Below are 19,607 nucleotides of genomic sequence, written 5' to 3'. Positions count from 1 at the left end.
TTGCAATAAAGAAAATTAGCTATGAATATCTCCTTAAAGCTAGAGTATTCCCCCTATTTTCAGTATAATATCCCCTTACCTCTTGTTTTGTAAATGTTTGCACGATTTTTATTTTAAATTAATTTTTAAATTATATTATATTCCCCCAAACTCTTATAGACCTATGTTTTAATAATTTAAATATAAATTCATATATTAAAATGTGGATAATATTTTAGTAGGAGTTATAATGTATACAAAAGGTGATTTTCATATTCACTCTACTTACTCAGATGGAGGATATACTCCCAAGGAAGTCGTTATGCTATCTAAGAAAAAAAATGTAGATATTATTTCTTTAACAGACCACAATAATACTTGCGGTATAGATGAAGCTATTCTAACTGGAGAAGAGTTTGGAGTTAAAATAATTCCTGGTGTTGAACTCTCTACTAGATATAATAATGCTAGAGTACATGTTTTAGGTTACTTTAAAGATGATAGTTATAAAAATGAACTCCTTGTTGAAGTACTAAAAAATGTAAAGGCTCATAAAATCTCTATTATTAAAAGTTTATTAGGAACCCATATAAATTTTTATGATAAAAAAGATAAACTGTATGTACAAACAGGAATTGAAATTCTAAAATTCTTTGGAGCTACAGTTATTTTAGCTCATCCTGTGCTTTTAAATAAAGATGATTTTAAGGATATTATAAGAATGAATTTTGATGGAATTGAAGCTAAATATTTCAGTAATAAAGATAAAGATACTGAATACTTTTTAAAAGTAGCTAAAGATAGGAAGTTACTATATACAGCTGGCTCAGATTTTCATAGCTGTAATGAACTTTATAGAACCCACGGAATAATAGGCGATGTGTATCTTAATGAAAATGAAATCTCTAACTTTTTAGTTGGTGGTAATTTAAATTATTTATAATTTTTATAGATACTCAACATGTGAAAACACTACTTATCCATATATTTCTCCCAAATAACGAAACATAGATTTGTTATGGTAATTTAGACAAAAATATTGTAACTATACTATAGAAAAACCCATATATAGTTACAATATTAATTATAAAGCTTTGTTACTATTTTATCCCAATTCTCTAGCATACATTCTGCTATTTTAGAATCATACATTATTCCTTTATTTTTTCTTATTTCATGTCTACATACTTCATCACTTATGCATTTTCTATATGGCCTATCACTTTTCATTGCATCTATAGAATCGCAAACTGCTAATATTCTTGCTGCAAATGGTATTTCTTCTGCTTTCAAGCCTTCTGGATACCCTTTTCCATCCCATCTTTCATGATGATATCGAACTATTTTAGGTATATCATTAAAAGTGCCTACTTTACTAAGTATATTATACCCAATATCGCAATGCTTTTTCATTAATTTCCACTCTTCAGCTTCTAATTTGCCTGCTTTGTTTAAAACTCTATCTGGCACTCCAATTTTACCGATGTCATGTAAGTCCCCTACAATATGCATAAAGTTTAATTCATCACCTGTCATTCCCAAAATTTCCCCTAAATTATATGCCATATGGCCCACTCTAGCTGAGTGACCAGATGTATAAAGATCCTTTGCTTCTAAGGCTGCGACCATACTTTTTATAATATCATGATACCTACTTTCTTTATCTTCTTCTAACATCTCTTCACTCCATTATAAGTTATTTTATTTCACTTATTCATATATTATCATATTCTTTAGTCTTTTTGTATAATTATACAGTATATTTAATTTAATTTTAACTATTTTTCTATACTAGTACTTATATCAATATGTTATCATTTTTTATAAAATAATACTCACAAAAAAAAAAGGGTTAAGACACTTTTTTTCTAAGCATCTTAACCCTCAAAATTTATTAGTTTTGTATTAAAAACTATTCTTCAATTAGTTCTATTTCTTTATTTTTTGTAATTCTTCAATATTTTCATCAGGCGATGGTACTCCAAAGTTTGGTGTTCCATCTTCATTCCATTTAATTACTTCTACTCTTGTATGCCTGTTTGGATCATATAATGGATCACCTGCAATTTCAGTATAATTTCTACCGTGATACACTAAAATATCTTCTGTTCCATCTTCTGATACAGTAAAACTGTTATGTCCTGGTCCATATTGACCATTTTCCCATGAAGTCTTAAATACTGGTTGTTGTGATTTTACCCATGAAGCTATATCTAACAAGTCACTATTTTCATCTGCTATAAGCATTCCTATACAATAATTTTCATCAGTAGCACTTGCTGAATAAGTTAAAAATATCTTACCATTTTTCTTTAATATTGCTGGACCTTCATTAACCCAAAACCTTACTATTTCCCAGTCTAATTCTGGTTTTGTTAAAAGCACAGGCTTTGTTTTTAATGTCCATGGATTCTCCATTTCAGCAATGTATAAATTTGAATGAGATTCTGGTTCAACTTCTGTTTCTTCTTGTGCCCATACATAATAAAGTTTATCTTTATGTTCAAATGTAGTTGCATCAAGAGCAAATGATTCCCATCCTGTTTTTATTTGTCCTTTCTCTACCCAATTATCACTTAATGGATCTTCATTAGGATTTTCAATTACATACATACGATGATTAAATGTAATTCCTTTTACTTCACCATTTGCTGCTGCTGCAAAATATATATACCATTTGCCTTGGATAAAATGAATTTCTGGTGCCCATATTAAGTTACTCATTTCGCCTTCATCAGGTTTTGTCCAAGCTGTGAAAGTTTCTGCTTCGCTTAAACCTTGTAATGTTTTTGATTTTCTAATTTCAATACGATCATATTCAGGAACTGATGCTGTAAAATAATAATACCCATCAGTATGCTTATAAATTAATGGATCTGCTCTTTGAATAACTATTGGATTTTTATAACCTTTTTTTAACATAAAACTTACTCCTTAATTATAAAATTATTTAACATATTATAAATATTGCTACCTACAAGCCTATCTATATATTCTTATTTATATTAAATAACATCTTATACTTTAATATTGTTTAAACAAAAGTATTCTTAACTCCCGATAAAATAAATTAGATTATCTTAAATAAAAATTTAATTTATTGTAAAGTCCTTTATATACGTATATTATATAATTTAATTATATACTGTCTATACATTTATAGCAATAGTTCATTTTATGTTTTAATAAAATCATTTATGTATGTTTGAACTAAAAATATGTAAACAAAAAAAGTCATAACTTTTACAGTATGACTTCTTTTTCATTAGCATCTTGTATTATATTCAATAATTCTTTTCCATAAGCTTCAATCTTCTTAGTACCAACACCTCTAATTTCTAATAGTTCATCTAAGGTTTTGGGTTTACTATTTGATATGGCAATTAAACTTGTATCAGAAAATATTATATATGGTTTTATTCTTTCTTTATAAGATTTTTCTTTTCTCCATTTCTTTAAAGCATCAAATAATTCTTTATTTAAAATTGTTTCTTCCTTATCTAAAATCTTAAATACTACTGTTTCCTTACTTTTTAATATTTTTATTGATCTGCTATTTAGTCTCAGCATCGAGTATGTACCTTCCTTTAAATCAACATACCCTTCATTTAATAAGCTTTTAATTAAATCTTTTATAAATGTATTTCCATACTCCTTCATTATTCCATATGTCGTTACTTTATCTAAATTATTTTGTATTATCTTAGGTCCTTTAAATCCCTTTAATATATCCACAAGTACTGATATTCCATATTGTTCTTTAGTTCTAAAAACTGTTGATAAAATCATTTGACTTTCTCTTGTAAAATCTTTTAATTCATCATCATTTAAACAATTACTACAATTATTACAGTAACTCAATTTGTGTTCATTTCCAAAATAATTTAATATATATTTTCTGTAACATTCTTTCAAATTACAATAGTCAATCATAGCTTGAAATTTTCTAAGTTGCATTTCTTTTCTATTCATTGAAGCGCTCTTATTTATTATATATTCCACTCTTCTTATATCAGCCTCGCAATAAAATAAATAGCAATTGCACTGTTCTCCATCTCTTCCCCCTCTACCTACTTCTTGATAATAGGATTCTATATTTTGAGGGAGGGTAAAATGTACTATAAATTTAATATTAGACTTATCTATTCCCATACCGAAGGCATTAGTTGCAATAATTATATCCAAGTTTTCATATAAAAAATCTTCTTGAAATTTTTCTTTTTCTTCACCTTTAAGTCCACCATGATATTTCCCTACATTATATCCTAAGTCCTTTAAATAATAATGAAGCTCATCTACTTCTTTTCTAGATGCGCAATAAACTATTCCTGCGTTATCCTCATTTTCTCTGATTATATCTTTAAGGATTTCAAGCTTATCTACTTCTTTTAACACATTAAGATTTAGATTTTCTCTATTAATATCTCCTTTATATACATATGGGTTATTTAAACCCAGAAGTTTTATTGAATCTTCTCTAACCTCTTCAGTTGCCGTAGCTGTAAACGCTGATATAATAGGTTTGTTTTTAAGAATATTATAAAAACTTGAAATTTCTCGATAACTCTTCCTAAAATCATGTCCCCATTGTGATACACAATGAGCTTCATCTATTGCAATTTGAGAAATATGAAGGTCTTTAATCATATCTCTGAATATTTTTGATTCAAGTCGTTCCGGTGAAATATAAATTATCTTATATTCTCCAATGGATGCTTCTATCAATATATTTTTTATTGTATCCATACTTTGAGTACTATTAATATATGCTGCCTTAATTCCAATACCTACAATATTATCTACCTGGTCCTTCATAAGTGAAATGAGTGGTGATATTACTATTGTTATACCTTGAAATATTATTGCTGGAATCTGATAACAAACAGATTTTCCAGCACCTGTTGGCATAAGACAAAAAGTGTCTACACCATTCAAAATGCTATTTATAATTTCAAATTGACCTTTTCTCAAAGTATCAAATCCATAATACTTTTTTAAAGCATAAAAAATCTTCTGTTTATTATCCATGTTTAATTACCTTTCCTTTAAAAGTTGGAAAATCCTTTTTAATAATAGTATATACCACAGATTCAAATTCTTAAACAAAAAATAATATACCCACTTCAAATAGTTAATAACTTTCTATTTGAAATGGGTATATTAAACTTAAATAGGTTCTATCTTTTATAATTATTTTTATTATGCTTGTCCTGCAACTAATTGTCCTAAATTTTGTATAAATTGTTTTTGATCCCCTTCTGGTACCCAAAATTTATCTTTCTTTGTAAATGTATAATTTTTTTCCTTAGTGTCTTCACTAAAAGTTGCATTTTTCAATTCATTTGCTAAATTTTCAAGAGATAATTCTGAGTATTTGTCCATAGCTTGTTTTTGATCAGTAAGTCCTAAAGCTTTTACAGATTCAAGGGCATCATTCCCAGCCTTAGTTCCAAGTTTTGTCATATCAACATAAGTTGTCTTATATTTAATTTGTGCTGCCTTACCATCATTTGATACTTCTTCTATAGTAACAGTGGCCTTCTTTACTAATTCATTTGCTGCATCTAAAATCTTTGTCATTTGTTCATCTGTAGAAGTTAATCCTTGTGCAGCATATTGAGTTTTAAGAGTCTTTATACCTTCTGCCTTATTTTTTTCTATATCAGCTTTTGCATCTTCTTCTTTCATATTAATTTTAGATATATTAGAAATGTCACCAGATCCTAGCTCCCAATATATTTGAGCCGATTCTTTTGCTGTAAATTCCTTACCGCACCCTGTAACTACGCAACTTAGTAATAACATAGTTATTAGCAATAATGCGGTGAACTTTTTGTTTTTCATTATTATTTCCCCCGTTTTTATTAATTTTAATACTTGGATTATTTTTCAACATTTAGGATTATATCATACTTTATTACCTATCTTGTACTTATTTCCATATAAAAATTATATGTAGGACAACTAAATTCACTATAAACTTATATCTTTTTATTATAATTTTCCAGTAAAATCATTCATAATGCTGTAACTTCTTCAAGTATTAATTATTTTTTGCAATTTATCTATAATTATCAAAAGCCACTATTTCCAATTGGGAATAGTGGCTTTTATAGCATAATAGTAGTAACAATAAAGATATATTTAATAAACTTCAACTTATTAAATTTCATTATTTATATTGAAATATACATAAATTCACAAAATCATAGAAAACTATTGCAATAATTTTCTATAGCTTCAGCAACTATCTTTGCATGTGCCACTGCTTCAACTACAGTTCTTGCTCCTGTAACAACATCTCCTGAACCAAATACTCCTGGTCTTGTAGTATTGCCTTGTTCATCTGTAATAATAAGTCCTGCTTTATTAGTTTCAAGTTTAGTTGTATTAGAAACTATATTTGTTTTAGGTGTTTGACTTACTGCGATAATTATGGAATCGCATTCAAATAATTCTTCTACTTTATTATCTATTTTATTAGAAATTCCATCCTTTGCACTCTCAGTATCAATTAACTTTATACCTTCCTCAGTTATTTCTACTGGAGACCTAAATAATTTAAATTTAACACCATCTTCTTTAGCTTCTTCTATTTCTTTATTAGTTGCACTCATCTTTTCAAAGTAACCTCTATAAATAATTGTAACTTCATCACAGCCATTTCTTTTTGCTGTTCTTGCTGCATCCATAGCAACATTTCCTGCTCCTATTACTGCAACTCTTTTACCTAACCTGTATGTTTCTGGTGATCTTAAATAGTCTATTGCAAAATGCGCATTTCCTAAGGTTTCTCCCTTAATATTTAAAGTCTTAGGATTCCATACACCTGTCCCTATAAATACAGCTTTATAATCTTCTTCAAACAATCTATCTATGCTTATAACTGGTCCTATAAGAGTATTTGGCCTTATCATAACACCAAGCTCAATAAGCTTATCTTCCAGCTTATCAATTAAATTATTAGGTAATCGATATTCTGGAATTCCATATCTTAATACACCTCCAATTTTTTCATTTGAATCAAAGATTGTAATTTTATATCCCTTTTTTGCTAATATAAACGCAATTGTTAATCCTGCTGGACCTCCTCCTATAATTGCAATTCTATCCTTAATTCTAGAAACATTTTTAAATTTAATTTCATTTAAATATTTTCCAGATATCTCTTTTTCAATCTCATAAAACTTTATTGGCTCACCTTTTATTCCTCTTACACAATGTCCTTCACATTGATCTTCATGAGGACAAACTATTGAGCATATAATTGAAAGTGGATTATTATTAAACAATATTTCCCCTGCTTCTTTAAGCTTACCTTCTTTATAAAGAGTTATAACTTCTGGAATCGGAGTATTAATCGGGCAATATTCTTTACACTTTGGTTTTTTACATAATAAACATCTATTGGCTTCATTTAATAAGAATAACTTCATATTATATCTTCCTTTCATACCATGTATATATTAAAATTAATTTTGCTTTCAAACTATATCTAGTGACATTTTTCTATTTGGCTTTTGAAATACTACTTCCAGTCTTTCTATATCTTTAGAAGATAAAGTTATTGATGTAGCTTTAGCATTTTCTATAACATGATCTACTGTTGATGCTTTTGGAATTGATATAATATTCTTTTCCCGAATTGTCCAGGCAAGTGCTATTTGTAGTGGTTTCACACTATGCTCTTCAGCAATTTCATCTAAAGTTTCATTTCTCAATAACTCATTTTTTAATAATCCACCTTGCGCTAATGGACAATATGCTATAGTTGGAATATTCTTTTTTCTTTGCCAAGGCAATAAATCAAATTCTATCCCTCTTGAGCCTAAATGATATAGTACTTCGTTTACTACACAGTTTCCACCCATTGATTTATTGAGTAACTCTTCCATATCATCTGTATCAAAATTAGATACTCCCCATCTTAAGATCTTGCCTTCTTTTTTTAACCTTTCCATTCCTTCTATAGTTTCTTCTAATGGAATTCCACCTCTCCAGTGAAGAAGATATAAATCTAAATAATCTGTTTTTAATCTTTTCAAACTATTTTCACAAGCTTTTGAAATTGAATTTAACCCTGCATTATTAGGATAAACCTTTGAAATTAAAAATACATCTTTTCTAATATCATTAATAACTTCGCCAACTAATTCCTCTGATAAACCATCTCCATACATTTCAGCTGTATCAATTAAGTTCATTCCAAGTTCTAACCCAAGCTTTAAAGATTTTATTTCTTCATTTTTTTTGCTATAATTTTCTCCCATATACCAAGTACCTTGTCCCAAAGCTGATACTTTAGTTCCATCTGGCAATATTACTTTTCTTTTTTCAACGTAATCTCTAATTTCTGATATTTCATTGTTAGTCATCTAATATTATCCTTTCATCAATCATATTAAATTTAGCAAAGAGCTCTCAAAATATTTCCATAAATATACATCAATAAAAAACTAAAACTTTTTTATTGATGTATATTAGATTTTAATTTCATATTTATTTAATATTTAAAGTTCTATACCCTGTAGAAAAATTTACAATATTTACGAGCCTATCTTTATTCATAAAATTTCTTAAATTCTTAGCACTAATTTGAACAATACTTTCTAAAGTTTCTGGAATATGATATCCTCCAGAAACATGAGGAGTAATTATTATATTCTCTATATCCCATATTCTATGATTTTCTGGAAGTGGTTCTGGATCAACTACATCTATTCCAGCGCCTAAAAGATGTCCACTTTCTACTGCATAACATAATTCATCTGTATCAAGCACATTTCCCCTACCAACATTTAATAACACCGCTCCATCTTTCATAAGTTTAAACTTTTCTTTAGAAAACATTTTATAAGTTTCTTTTGTTCCAGGTATAGTTAACGCTACAACATCTACAATTGGAAGTAACTCATCTATTTTATCCATTAAGTATAATTCATCAATAAAATCTGGTTTTTCTGTATTTGTTCTCCTTACTCCTATTATATAACCACCAAATGCTTTTACTCTTTTCGCAAATTCTCCACCAATATTTCCAAGTCCTATAATTAAAACTCTAGAACCATAAATGGATTTAACTTCACCTTCATCTTTCCAAAGATGTAGCTTTTGATTATTTCTATAAATATGAAGTTTTTTAAATAATTGAAGAAGAACTCCTATCATATGTTCAGATATTGCTAAACCATATGCACCTGTTGCATTTGTTAGCAAAATCTCTTTTTTTAGTATACCTTCCTTTATATAATCATCACTTCCAGCACTATTTAATTGTAACCATTTTAAATTGGGCGAACCTATAAGCATTTCTGCTGGTGGATTTCCAATGATAATATCTGCTTTTTGAACTATTGATTTATCTACATCCAACGGTGTTCTATATATATAATTAGCATTCGGTGCTTCAATTTCAATTAATTTTCTTTGCCTTTCATTTATAGGTAATAATATAAGTATATTATTAATATTCATAACTTCACCTTCACTCATCTTTAATCATTTCATTATATAATAAAAACATGAACTTATCTTTATATAATAATTTCATGTTTCTATTAAATGGTTATATAATATTTATTGGTTAATATTTTATCTAAATCTTATGGTTATATTGAGATTACATATTTTATTTAAGTAAATATGTGATATTTTATTTATTATCTAACTAGGCTAGGTTTCTTGTTATTAAATTTCCAACCTGGAATTAAAAATTGCATTCCTTCTGCATCATCTCTAGCTCCTAGATTATTATCCATGTATAATTTATGAGCTTTCATAATTTGTTCTCTATCAATTTCAACTCCAAGACCTGGTTTCTTAGGTACTTCTACAAATCCATCTTTAATTTGTAATGGTTCCTTAGTTAATCTGTCGTATCCTTCTTGCCAAATCCAATGAGTATCTATTGCTGTTATATTTCCTGGCGCTGCTGCTGCTGTATGAGTAATCATAGCTAAAGATATATCAAAGTGATTATTTGAATGTGATCCCCAAGTTAATCCCCATTCATTACATAATTGAGCTACACGTACAGTTCCTTGCATAGTCCAGAAATGACAATCTGCAAGTGGAATATCTACTGAATTTAATATTACAGAGTGTCCCATTTCTCTCCAATCAGTATTAATCATATTAGTAGCTGTTGGAAGTCCTGTTGCTTTTTTAAATTCAGCCATAATTTCACGACCTGAATATCCGTTTTCAGCTCCACATGGGTCTTCACAATAAGTTAAAATTCCATGCATATCTTTACAAAGACTGATTGCTTCTTTTAATGACCATGCTCCATTTGGATCAAGAGTAATTCTAGCATCTGGGAAACGTTCTTTTAAAGCTTTTATTGCTTTAATTTCTTCCTTTCCTTCTAATACTCCACCCTTTAATTTGAAATCAGTGAATCCATATTTTGCGTTTGAAGCTTCAGCTAATTTTACAACAGCTTCAGGTGTCATAGCTTCTTCATGACGAACTCTATACCATTCATCTGAACTATTTTCTTCACTAACATAAGGTAAATTTGTCTTTTTTCTATCAGCAACATAGAAAAGATATCCCAACATTTTAACTTTATCTCTTTGTTGTCCATCCCCAAGTAATGCACAAACTGGTACATCTAAATATTTTCCAAGTAGATCAAGTAACGCTGTTTCTACAGCTGTAACAACATGGATAGTTGTTCTTAAATCAAACGTTTGCAATCCTCTCACATCTGAGTCATCATTAAATTCATCTCTTATTTTATTTAAAGTATTTCTATAATCTCCAATTGATGATCCTACAATAAATTTTTCTGAATCCTTTAGTACTTTATATATTTTTTCTCCACCTGGAACTTCTCCAACACCTTCATTTCCACTATCATCTGTTAATATAACAATATTTCTAGTGAAATATGCTCCATGTGCTCCACTTAAATTTAATAACATACAATCATGTCCTGCAACTTGATAAGCTTCCATTTTAACTATTTTAGGTGTAGCCATTTTTATCACTCCATTTTTATTATTAATTTTTATTCAGTTAATTCTCCTGTAAACTTATACTGATAAGGTTAATTATCTAAATATATAATTAACAAATAATTTTATGCCTCATCAGTATTAGCTATTATTTAAATTAAAGTATACGGACTTTTTTAAATTTATCTTATTGTCATTATTAGGCTTTAGTTAGGCATAATCAAAAATAGAATTGTAATATTAGGTTTCTGATATTTTTAGAGATAGAATATTTTAAAAATAATGTTACAATCCTATCATAATCTGGTAGCTTGTTTGATTTTGTTTGAATTTTTTGTGTTAATTTATAATTTTTTCATTAAATGTTTATTATCTATGAACTTCAGTGTTCGCTAATTTTTCATAGTATTTTACTAAGCTTGAGTGGTCTTCCATTTCATGTCCATCGACCTTTAAGAATTCCATCATTTCACGTACAGCAGTTGTTAATGGTAGTGGAACCCCTATTCCATGAGAAGTTTCTATTACATTATTTAAATCTTTTATATGAAGATTTATTCTGAATCCTGGATCAAATTTTCTATCCATAATTAAAGGTGCTTTTGCATCTAAAACTGTACTTCCAGCAAGACCTCCTCTGATTGCATTGTAAACAAGTTCTGGACTAACTCCAGCTTTTTGAGCTAATACTAAAGCTTCTGATACAGCTGCTATATTTATAGCTACTATAGTTTGATTACAAAGTTTTGCTATATTACCAGCACCAATTTCTCCAACTCTTACTACAGAACCAGCCATTGCTTTCATCAAGTCAAGATATTTATCAAAAATTTCTTGCTTTCCTCCAACCATAACAGAAATTGTTCCATCTATAGCTTTTGGTTCTCCTCCGCTTACTGGTGCATCTAACATTTCAACACCTTTTTCTAATAATGCTGCCCCAATTTCTCTTGATGCAAGTGGTGCAATTGAACTCATATCTATTAGAGTTAATCCTTTATGTGCTCCTTCAATTAATCCATTTTCTCCAAAAACTACGTCTTTAACGTTTGGTGAATTTGGTAGCATTGTTATAACTACATCACATTTTTCTGCTATTTCTTTATTAGTTGTACAAACTTCTGCTCCAAGTGCCTTTAATTCTTTTAAAGTCTCTTTATTACGATCATTAATTAATAACTCATGACCAGCCTTTACTAAATTTTTACTCATAGGTTTTCCCATGATTCCAAGTCCTATAAATCCTATTTTCATTGTTAATCACTCCTAGTTTTTATTATTTTTTGTTTTTAAGTTCTAAACTTTAAAAAACTATTTTATGTTATAAACTTCTAAGTCTTTTAAAACTACAGCTAATTTTGCACGGTTTTCATTGCTTATTGCTCCTACTGGTTTTAAGGCAACCCCTACATCAATTCCAACTAATTGTACTGCTTCTTTTATAAGTCCTGGGAAAGTTGCAAGCGCATAAGCATTTCTAAGTGGTACTAATTTATTTTGTAATTCTTCAGCTTTTTTTAGGTCTCCATTCATAAATGCATTATAAATTCCTACAGATATCTTAGGTGCAATATTAGCACTTGATGCAATAGCTCCTTTAGTTCCATTAACTAAGCCATGATAGATTAATGTGTCTATTCCGCATAATACTGAGAAATCTTCTTTACCTTTTGTAAGTTCTAGATATTTATCCATTCTTTCAGAACTTCCACTACTATCTTTTATACCTATTATGTTTTCTACTTCTGATAATTTTAAAGCAGTTTCTGGCATTATTGAGTTATGAGCTCTACCATCGCATCCATATAAAATTATTGGTGTTTTTACCGAATTCGCTATAGCTGTATAATGGTCTATTAACTCATCTTGTGTTGGTGATATAAAATATGGAGTTATTACTGAAAGAGCTGAAATTCCTCCAACTTTTTCTGCCATTTGTGCAGTTTTTATAGAATTATTAGTCGTAATTTCACCAGCTCCTGCATAAACTGGTACTTTCCCATTTACATGTTCAACAGTAACTTCCATAACTCTTTGTTTTTGTTTATCTGTTAGTCCATAGATTTCACCAGTACTTCCTAAAATAAATACTCCATGAACTCCAGCTTCTAAAGTATAATCAATAATTTTTTTCAATGAATTTTCCATTAAATTTCCTTGCTCATCTAAAGGTGTTACTAAAGCAGGGATAATTCCACTAGGTTTAAACATACTAAATTCCCCCATTCTTTACTTAATTTTTTTTTCATTACTCATATATAAATTTATTATTCTATATGCTGCCTCTTTAACAAGTTCTGAACCATTTTTAATTGCTTCATCTAATTCCATAGGTTTATCTATTATGCTAAATATACCATCAAATCCCACTTCATATAATGATTCCGTACCTTCCCCTATTGAGCCTGCAAGGGCAATTACTGGTATATTTTTTTTCTTTGCTTCACTCGCTACACCAAAAGGTGTTTTTCCAAATTTAGTTTGATAATCTATTTTGCCTTCCCCTGTAAAAACCAAATCACAATCTTTTAATTTTTCACTAAGCTTACTTTCTCTAATAATAATATCTATTCCACGTTCTAATTCAGCTTTAATTACTGCAATAAATGCAGCTCCCATGCCTCCTGCTGCTCCAGCTCCTGGAACATTAATCACATTCATATCAAATGTATTTTCTAATATTTCTCCATAGTGATGTAATTTTTCATCTAAAACTTTCATCATTTGTTTATCTGCACCTTTTTGCGCACCAAATATGAATGAGGCTCCATTTTCTCCACAAAGGGGATTTTCAACATCACAAGCAATTTTTATGTTACATTCTATAATCCTTTTATCAAAGTTTGTCATATCAATTTTATATAACTGATCTAACTCAATGGCTCCATCTTGAAGTTCCTTGCTATCTTTATTTAGGAATTTAACTCCTAAAGCTTTAAGCATTCCTGTTCCACCATCGTTTGTGGCACTTCCACCTATTCCAATTATGAAACTTTTACAGCCTCTATCTAATGCATCCTTTATCAATTGACCTGTTCCATATGTAGAAGCTATAAGAGGGTTTCTTTCATTTTGCTCTAAAAGTGGTAATCCTGATGCAGCTGCCATCTCAATTACAGCTGTCTTTTTATCACCTAATAAACCATAAAATCCTTTTATGTCTCTCATAAGTGGATCTTTTACTTCTACAATTATTGTTTCTCCATTTGTAAGTGAAACTAAAGATTCAACTGTTCCTTCCCCACCATCTGCCATGGGTACTTTTTCAATTATAAAATCTTTACTATATTTATTAAGCCCCTCTTCTATAGCGCTTGCTACCTCAAGAGCTGTTAAACTCCCTTTGAACGAATCAGGTGCTATAACTATTTTCATAATTCACCTCCTAATCTTAATTATAATTATAAAATGTCGAAATAACTCTTTTCTAATATTTTGTCAAATAATTTATCTGATAACTTTTACACAATTTTATTATACTTAAATTAAAATCTCCAAACAATGTGCATCTAATATAAATAACATAACATATTTATTGATTTTTTTGTGCAATTCATACAGCAAAAAATATTGTTTGTAATTTACATTTTAAGTCCCACTATTCTATTCAAAAAATAGCTTATATTCATTATTTTGATTAATATGAATTATATTGTGATTCATTCCCCAAAAGAGACTTTTTCCATATGCCTACATTCACACTTTAATTGATATTCCTATTTAGTTGTTCTTAGGATCTGCCATAAACTCAACCAAAGAATCTCTTTTTTCATCCAAGTATTTCCCCCATTCAGCAGTATCCACAAATGGATTTTCATCAGGATGTTCTTTCAAATAAGCTACCTTTTCTATAAGATTATTGTTATTTGTGTGGTTTCCTAGAAATACATCTACATTCTCATTTCGGACTTTATCTAGCGAATTCAGATAAATTTGTCTGTTCTTATATTCTATATCTCCAATTTCAATAAGGTAATTTTTTTGAAGAGTGTTGAAACCAAAACCTCCATAATAACCTGCCCGTTTTACTTCTGCTCCATCAAAAATATTGAAGAAACAAGCAATTGTACCCATAGTATGTCCAGGAACCATATAAAATTGAATTTCAGTATTTCCAAATTTTTTTATATCTCCATCATGAATAATCTCATCAGGTTCAAAGATTGAATCACCAATATTAGCACTATCCTGAATATAAGAAAGCTCTGGATGTTCTTTGAACATTAGAGCATCTGGTTCTCCAAGATATACCTTACTTCCAAACATTTTGCGCATAAAATTAACTCCACCAACATGATCCACATGTCCATGAGAAAGTACAATCCATTTAATATCAGCTGGATTAAATCCTGATGACCAAATTGTATGTATCAGCATATCTGTGGCACCACAGTTGCCTGCATCAATCATTAAAAGTCCATCACCAGTATCAACAATATGGACACATACCCAGCTATCACCAACATAATAAACATTACCATATATTTTGAAAGGCTCCATATATCTACTCTCCTGATCGAGCAATACACGTCCCATAGGGTGATTTCTAATCTCCTTTTTTTGTTTCAACCGATTTTCATATTGTTCACGTATAGTCATAATTTTCCTCCCCTTTAAACTTATTTTTATATTAAAATATATAGCATCTTTTATAACATCTTATAAATTTTTATTTGAACTCCAGCTACTCCATCTTCTCTTGGACCTAATGTTCCTACGTAAACGCCATAATTTAACCATTCATATTTACCTCTTGGCGCATGAAAAGAAGGCGTTGTTGCAACTAATGAATTCTCTTTTACTCTGCTCTTATATCCTAAATTTTCTATAGCGATATAACACCCATCATCAGTCTTTAATAAGTATTTTGCAAACACTCTTGCTGATGTTACGTTGTCAACACTGTCTCCACCAAATCCCATATTCCAATCAGCTCCGCCTGGCACTACTTCCCCTCTTATTTTTTCACCTTCGAAACTGCCTCCGGTAATTAAAATTGCACGAAGATACCCAAAATCATTCGCTCCAACTTCAAGTCTTTCTGGACAATCTACCTTCAATTCCATAATTAGCTCAGCATCTAATTTTGTGATCATATTTCATCCTTCTTTATTTAATCTATTTTTCATATTATTCAACTAACCTTAACATTTATCATCATATGTTAAGGTTAGTATGTTAAATTACATTCTCCTAATTGCTTAATTTAGACGTTTCAATTATTTTCTTTATCATTTCAATTCTTCCATCTATAAATTTTCCCCATACAAATTCATCAAAAAATGGATTGAAAGTATCAGTAATTTTATCTACTAGGGCAAGCATATTAGTTTGATTTGGATGTGAGCCAAGGGCAATATCAATTTTCATATTTCTTACCTTCAAAAGACCATTTAAAAAATCATCTCTCATAGAAATAGGCCATCCGTTACTTTGAATAGTTTCATCATTTAATGTATTTACCCCAATTCCCCCATGCATACCACAGTGATATACATTACCTTCTTCATCTTTATCATCAAAGAAGAATGATGTGGTACCTGGTGTATGTCCTGGTGTATGAAGAGTATTAATTGTCATATCTCCAAGTATTATTGATTTATTATCATCATAATATTCATCTGGTTTAAAGCTTCCAAAAGCATAACCTTCTGTGTAGATTAAATCTGGTCTTTCTGTTAAGAAATACTCATCTTCTTTGCCCATATATAATTTTGCTCCAGTATACTCTTTAATTGGACGTAATCCTCCACAGTGATCATAATGTGCATGGCTTAATAAAATTATCTTTATATCCTTAGGATCAAAGCCAAGTTTTCTTATGCTTTCTAGTACAAGATATACTTGATTATGCATAGTTGTATCTATAAGTATTAATCCTTCACTTGTTTCAATTAAATATGCTCCTACCCAGCTGTTTCCCACATAATATACGTGTGGTGCAACCTTAAAAGGTTCTACTGCTACTTCCCATGGTCTTTCACAACCTTGAATAAGTAAATCTCGTGGATTATTTAATTTAACATTTATATTTTCTTTCATGAAAAATCTTCCTTTCAAATTGGGATAAAGCGAGTTATGAAGTACTTTAAATAAAAATAATTTAAAGTATCTTTCATCCTCGCTCATAGAAATATTTAAAACTATCTAAACTTATAGATTGTAAAATCCTTGTTTAAGTGTTTTTATAATTAGATTTTGACCTTCTTCGAATTCTTGCTGGCAATTAATAACAAATCCATGTTTGCTATTTAAAAATCTCTTAACCTTTACTTCTACGCCAGCTTGTGCCATCATAATAGCATATTTTTCTGCTTCAGCTCTTAAACTGTCATATGCTGAAGTAATAACAAGTGCTGGTGGTAAACCTATTAACATTTCCTCTGTAGCAAGTACCATTGATACTAACGGATTATGCTTATCCTCTTCATTATCTACATAAAGAGCATTAAATTTTCTTGCTCTATCTGGCGGAATAAGATCACCTTCTAACATCTTCTCTTCTGGATCAGTAACAGCATCCATAAACGGATAATCTATTATTTGATACTTTAATTTAAAATCCTTGCTTTTATTTGCCATTAGTGCAATTGCTGCAGTAAAGTTACCACCTGCACTATGTCCACCAAGTATAACATTTTCTGTATCAATATTTAATTTCTTTGCATTTTCAAATGCCCATTTAACAATAGCATAACACTCATTAAGTCCTTCTGGAAATGGATGCTCTGGTGCAAGCTTATAATCAATATCAATTACTTTGCATCCTACGTGTGCAGCAATCTTACTGCAGAATACTGTATCTCTTTTAGCATATGGTCTTACAAATCCACCTCCATGAATATTAATATAAAGTGGATATATATCCTTATTTTCCTTTGGTGTTATTATGTAAACATGAGATTCTCCTTCACTTGTTTTTATGAATCTCTCATCACAATCCACTAGATCTAAATTTTTTTCGTATTCTGGTGTAATCAAAGTTGTAACTACATTGGTAGCTCTAACTTGTCTCGCCATTTCTAATTTTTCTTCATAAGAAAATTCCATTTTTCACACTTCCCTTGTAAATTATATTTAACTTTTCTAACACTTATTTCATTACTCCAATATTAAACCAACAAAATAATTACAGTACAATTTTTATAAAATTATTTACCTGAGTCGACAGCTGCCTATTTTGTTGCAGGTTCATTTAATTGTTTAGGAAGTGTTAATGAAATTAGTAATCCTATAACACAGAATCCAAAAATTAAATACCAGCTTAATTGCATATTTCCAGTACTATCTTGGATGTATCCAATAGCTAATGGTGCAATTAGACCTCCTGCATTAGACGCCATATTTAATATTCCTCTTGCACTTCCAGCTTTTTCAGGCGACATTAATCTTGGTAACATTACCATTATATTTGTTCCTGTGCCTTGAAGAAATAAACATGCAAAGCATAATATTCCAAAAGAAACCCATGGACTACCTTGTAATATCATTGCTAATAGTAAAAATCCTGAAAACATTATTGGACACATACCAGCAAAAAGTCTTCTCTTCTGAGTCTTATCAGATATAGCACCAATTGATAAAACACCAATTAATACTGCTATGTTTGGAATCACACTAAGCCATCCTGTTTGAGTCATTCCTGTTTTAGTTATGCTTTTTATGATTGTTGGCATCCAAAATGCTAATCCTAACGTACCTAATGATGAAAATAAATATATACAGCATAATTTCCATAAATTTTTATCTTTTAGAATTTCTAATAATGGTGCTTTTTCAGTAGTTTTCTTATTTATTTTCTCTGCTTCTAATTTTGTAAGTAAATAATCTCTTTCTTCTTCACTTAACCACTTAGCATCTACTGGACGTTCTACAAGAAATAACATCCATAAAATAAGTAAAACTAAAGATATTGCTGCTGCAAAATGGAAAAGATATCTCCAGCTATGACCTACTAATATCGTTGCTGACATAGGTCCCGCTACAATTTGAGAAATAGAAGCACTAGCTAAAAGAGCTGCTGTAGCTCTTCCTCTTTCTTCATTAGGAAACCAATTTGCCACAATTGTAATTAATGCTGGCATAATTGCCCCTTCACAAAAACCTAAAAGAAACCTATAAATTAATGCTTCAGTACTAGTATTACATGATCCTAAAAGATATAGTACTACTGTCCATCCAAACATTGTTGCCCCAAGTAATTTTTTCGACTTACCTTTTGCAGCTAAATTACCACCTGGAATTTGTAGAAATAGATACCCTATAGAAAAAACTGTACCTAACAGTCCAGACATACTTGCAGTCATTCCCAAGTCTTTCATCATACCACCTGGCAAAGCAAAACTAATAACTGACTTATCAATCCATTGAACCAAATTGGCAACTAATATTATTGGTATAATTCTAAACCAACGTGCTTTAGGAATTTTATTTACATTTAACTCCATAAAAATTCACTCCTCTTAATTATTACGTTTACATTGAAAAAAATTTGAATTTATTTATTAGTCCTAATCTAATCCTTATAATTTAACCACTCCTCTATTTATCATAAGAAACTTGCATGGTACCATATACTTAATTATTAAGCAATTCACATGCCAACTTTTTATAATTCCAATAAAATAAATTTTAAAGCTTCAATTAAATAGGTATTTCCTTGATAAC

17 protein-coding genes are annotated in these 19,607 nt (G+C 29.6%); 1 reads left to right on the top strand and 16 read right to left on the bottom strand.

Annotated features, from left to right (window positions below; all coding sequences use genetic code 11):
- The first annotated feature begins 229 nt into the window (after positions 1 to 229).
- On the top strand, positions 230 to 922 hold the full coding sequence (locus psyc5s11_RS05295; RefSeq protein WP_224036591.1) for a PHP domain-containing protein: 693 nt from the start codon (positions 230 to 232) through the stop codon (positions 920 to 922).
- Positions 923 to 1,059: 137 nt separating this feature from the next.
- On the opposite strand, the gene psyc5s11_RS05290 is transcribed toward psyc5s11_RS05295, so the two are convergent.
- The 16 genes from psyc5s11_RS05290 to psyc5s11_RS05215 all read right to left on the bottom strand — a co-directional run bounded on the left by psyc5s11_RS05290 (position 1,060) and on the right by psyc5s11_RS05215 (position 19,387).
- Positions 1,060 to 1,656 carry an HD-GYP domain-containing protein gene (locus tag psyc5s11_RS05290; RefSeq protein ID WP_224036590.1) on the bottom strand — a complete coding sequence of 199 codons (597 nt, stop codon included), beginning with the start codon at positions 1,654 to 1,656 and terminating at the stop codon, positions 1,060 to 1,062.
- Positions 1,657 to 1,908: 252 nt separating this feature from the next.
- Entirely contained in the window at positions 1,909 to 2,901 is a 993-nt protein-coding gene (locus psyc5s11_RS05285) for a glycoside hydrolase family 43 protein (protein WP_224036589.1), read from the bottom strand.
- Between the two features lie 321 nt (positions 2,902 to 3,222).
- Positions 3,223 to 5,007, bottom strand: coding sequence for a DNA helicase RecQ (gene recQ / locus psyc5s11_RS05280; protein ID WP_224036588.1), 1,785 nt, complete (start codon positions 5,005 to 5,007; stop codon positions 3,223 to 3,225).
- 171 nt (positions 5,008 to 5,178) lie between these two features.
- Positions 5,179 to 5,823: a hypothetical protein gene (locus psyc5s11_RS05275; protein ID WP_224036587.1), complete on the bottom strand. Its 645-nt coding sequence runs from the start codon at positions 5,821 to 5,823 to the stop codon at positions 5,179 to 5,181.
- A gap of 362 nt (positions 5,824 to 6,185) precedes the next feature.
- Complete coding sequence (locus tag psyc5s11_RS05270; RefSeq protein ID WP_224036586.1) at positions 6,186 to 7,415, bottom strand: NAD(P)-dependent oxidoreductase; 1,230 nt, start codon at positions 7,413 to 7,415, stop codon at positions 6,186 to 6,188.
- A 48-nt stretch (positions 7,416 to 7,463) separates the two neighbouring features.
- The gene (locus tag psyc5s11_RS05265) at positions 7,464 to 8,354 is read right to left on the bottom strand and encodes an aldo/keto reductase (RefSeq protein ID WP_224036585.1); all 891 of its coding nucleotides are present in this window, start codon (positions 8,352 to 8,354) and stop codon (positions 7,464 to 7,466) included.
- A gap of 124 nt (positions 8,355 to 8,478) precedes the next feature.
- Entirely contained in the window at positions 8,479 to 9,471 is a 993-nt protein-coding gene (locus psyc5s11_RS05260; RefSeq protein ID WP_224036584.1) for a D-2-hydroxyacid dehydrogenase, read from the bottom strand.
- Positions 9,472 to 9,638: 167 nt separating this feature from the next.
- Positions 9,639 to 10,964: an enolase C-terminal domain-like protein gene (locus psyc5s11_RS05255; protein WP_224036583.1), complete on the bottom strand. Its 1,326-nt coding sequence runs from the start codon at positions 10,962 to 10,964 to the stop codon at positions 9,639 to 9,641.
- Between the two features lie 345 nt (positions 10,965 to 11,309).
- The gene (garR, locus tag psyc5s11_RS05250) at positions 11,310 to 12,194 is read right to left on the bottom strand and encodes a 2-hydroxy-3-oxopropionate reductase (protein WP_224036582.1); all 885 of its coding nucleotides are present in this window, start codon (positions 12,192 to 12,194) and stop codon (positions 11,310 to 11,312) included.
- A gap of 57 nt (positions 12,195 to 12,251) precedes the next feature.
- Positions 12,252 to 13,151 carry a 4-hydroxy-tetrahydrodipicolinate synthase gene (gene dapA / locus psyc5s11_RS05245; protein ID WP_224036581.1) on the bottom strand — a complete coding sequence of 300 codons (900 nt, stop codon included), beginning with the start codon at positions 13,149 to 13,151 and terminating at the stop codon, positions 12,252 to 12,254.
- Positions 13,152 to 13,169: 18 nt separating this feature from the next.
- Positions 13,170 to 14,315: a glycerate kinase gene (locus tag psyc5s11_RS05240; protein WP_224036580.1), complete on the bottom strand. Its 1,146-nt coding sequence runs from the start codon at positions 14,313 to 14,315 to the stop codon at positions 13,170 to 13,172.
- A 345-nt stretch (positions 14,316 to 14,660) separates the two neighbouring features.
- Positions 14,661 to 15,539 (bottom strand): MBL fold metallo-hydrolase, encoded by an 879-nt coding sequence (locus psyc5s11_RS05235; protein WP_224036579.1) that lies wholly within the window; start codon positions 15,537 to 15,539, stop codon positions 14,661 to 14,663.
- A gap of 50 nt (positions 15,540 to 15,589) precedes the next feature.
- Positions 15,590 to 16,036, bottom strand: a complete 447-nt coding sequence (locus psyc5s11_RS05230) for a DUF3237 domain-containing protein (RefSeq protein WP_224036578.1) — start codon at positions 16,034 to 16,036, stop codon at positions 15,590 to 15,592.
- Between the two features lie 97 nt (positions 16,037 to 16,133).
- Entirely contained in the window at positions 16,134 to 16,982 is an 849-nt protein-coding gene (gene bla / locus psyc5s11_RS05225) for a metallo-beta-lactamase (protein ID WP_224036577.1), read from the bottom strand.
- A gap of 111 nt (positions 16,983 to 17,093) precedes the next feature.
- On the bottom strand, positions 17,094 to 17,990 hold the full coding sequence (locus tag psyc5s11_RS05220) for an alpha/beta hydrolase (protein WP_224036576.1): 897 nt from the start codon (positions 17,988 to 17,990) through the stop codon (positions 17,094 to 17,096).
- 125 nt (positions 17,991 to 18,115) lie between these two features.
- Complete coding sequence (locus tag psyc5s11_RS05215; protein ID WP_224036575.1) at positions 18,116 to 19,387, bottom strand: MFS transporter; 1,272 nt, start codon at positions 19,385 to 19,387, stop codon at positions 18,116 to 18,118.
- Between the last annotated feature and the right edge of the window lie 220 nt (positions 19,388 to 19,607).

Source organism: Clostridium gelidum, from assembly GCF_019977655.1.
Classification (GTDB): Bacteria; Bacillota; Clostridia; order Clostridiales; family Clostridiaceae; genus Clostridium; species Clostridium gelidum.
The sequence above is the reverse complement of the archived record's forward strand: the minus strand, read 5'-3'. Positions and strand labels throughout refer to the sequence as shown.

Bases quoted from the DNA above. Each gene is read 5' to 3' on its own strand.
- psyc5s11_RS05295 (WP_224036591.1), top strand. From the start codon at position 230: ATGTATACAAAAGGTGATTTTCATATTCACTCTACTTACTCAGATGGA.
- psyc5s11_RS05290 (WP_224036590.1), bottom strand. From the start codon at position 1,656: ATGTTAGAAGAAGATAAAGAAAGTAGGTATCATGATATTATAAAAAGT.
- psyc5s11_RS05285 (WP_224036589.1), bottom strand. From the start codon at position 2,901: ATGTTAAAAAAAGGTTATAAAAATCCAATAGTTATTCAAAGAGCAGAT.
- recQ (WP_224036588.1), bottom strand. From the start codon at position 5,007: ATGGATAATAAACAGAAGATTTTTTATGCTTTAAAAAAGTATTATGGA.
- psyc5s11_RS05275 (WP_224036587.1), bottom strand. From the start codon at position 5,823: ATGAAAAACAAAAAGTTCACCGCATTATTGCTAATAACTATGTTATTA.
- psyc5s11_RS05270 (WP_224036586.1), bottom strand. From the start codon at position 7,415: ATGAAGTTATTCTTATTAAATGAAGCCAATAGATGTTTATTATGTAAA.
- psyc5s11_RS05265 (WP_224036585.1), bottom strand. From the start codon at position 8,354: ATGACTAACAATGAAATATCAGAAATTAGAGATTACGTTGAAAAAAGA.
- psyc5s11_RS05260 (WP_224036584.1), bottom strand. From the start codon at position 9,471: ATGAGTGAAGGTGAAGTTATGAATATTAATAATATACTTATATTATTA.
- psyc5s11_RS05255 (WP_224036583.1), bottom strand. From the start codon at position 10,964: ATGGCTACACCTAAAATAGTTAAAATGGAAGCTTATCAAGTTGCAGGA.
- garR (WP_224036582.1), bottom strand. From the start codon at position 12,194: ATGAAAATAGGATTTATAGGACTTGGAATCATGGGAAAACCTATGAGT.
- dapA (WP_224036581.1), bottom strand. From the start codon at position 13,151: ATGTTTAAACCTAGTGGAATTATCCCTGCTTTAGTAACACCTTTAGAT.
- psyc5s11_RS05240 (WP_224036580.1), bottom strand. From the start codon at position 14,315: ATGAAAATAGTTATAGCACCTGATTCGTTCAAAGGGAGTTTAACAGCT.
- psyc5s11_RS05235 (WP_224036579.1), bottom strand. From the start codon at position 15,539: ATGACTATACGTGAACAATATGAAAATCGGTTGAAACAAAAAAAGGAG.
- psyc5s11_RS05230 (WP_224036578.1), bottom strand. From the start codon at position 16,036: ATGATCACAAAATTAGATGCTGAGCTAATTATGGAATTGAAGGTAGAT.
- bla (WP_224036577.1), bottom strand. From the start codon at position 16,982: ATGAAAGAAAATATAAATGTTAAATTAAATAATCCACGAGATTTACTT.
- psyc5s11_RS05220 (WP_224036576.1), bottom strand. From the start codon at position 17,990: ATGGAATTTTCTTATGAAGAAAAATTAGAAATGGCGAGACAAGTTAGA.
- psyc5s11_RS05215 (WP_224036575.1), bottom strand. From the start codon at position 19,387: ATGGAGTTAAATGTAAATAAAATTCCTAAAGCACGTTGGTTTAGAATT.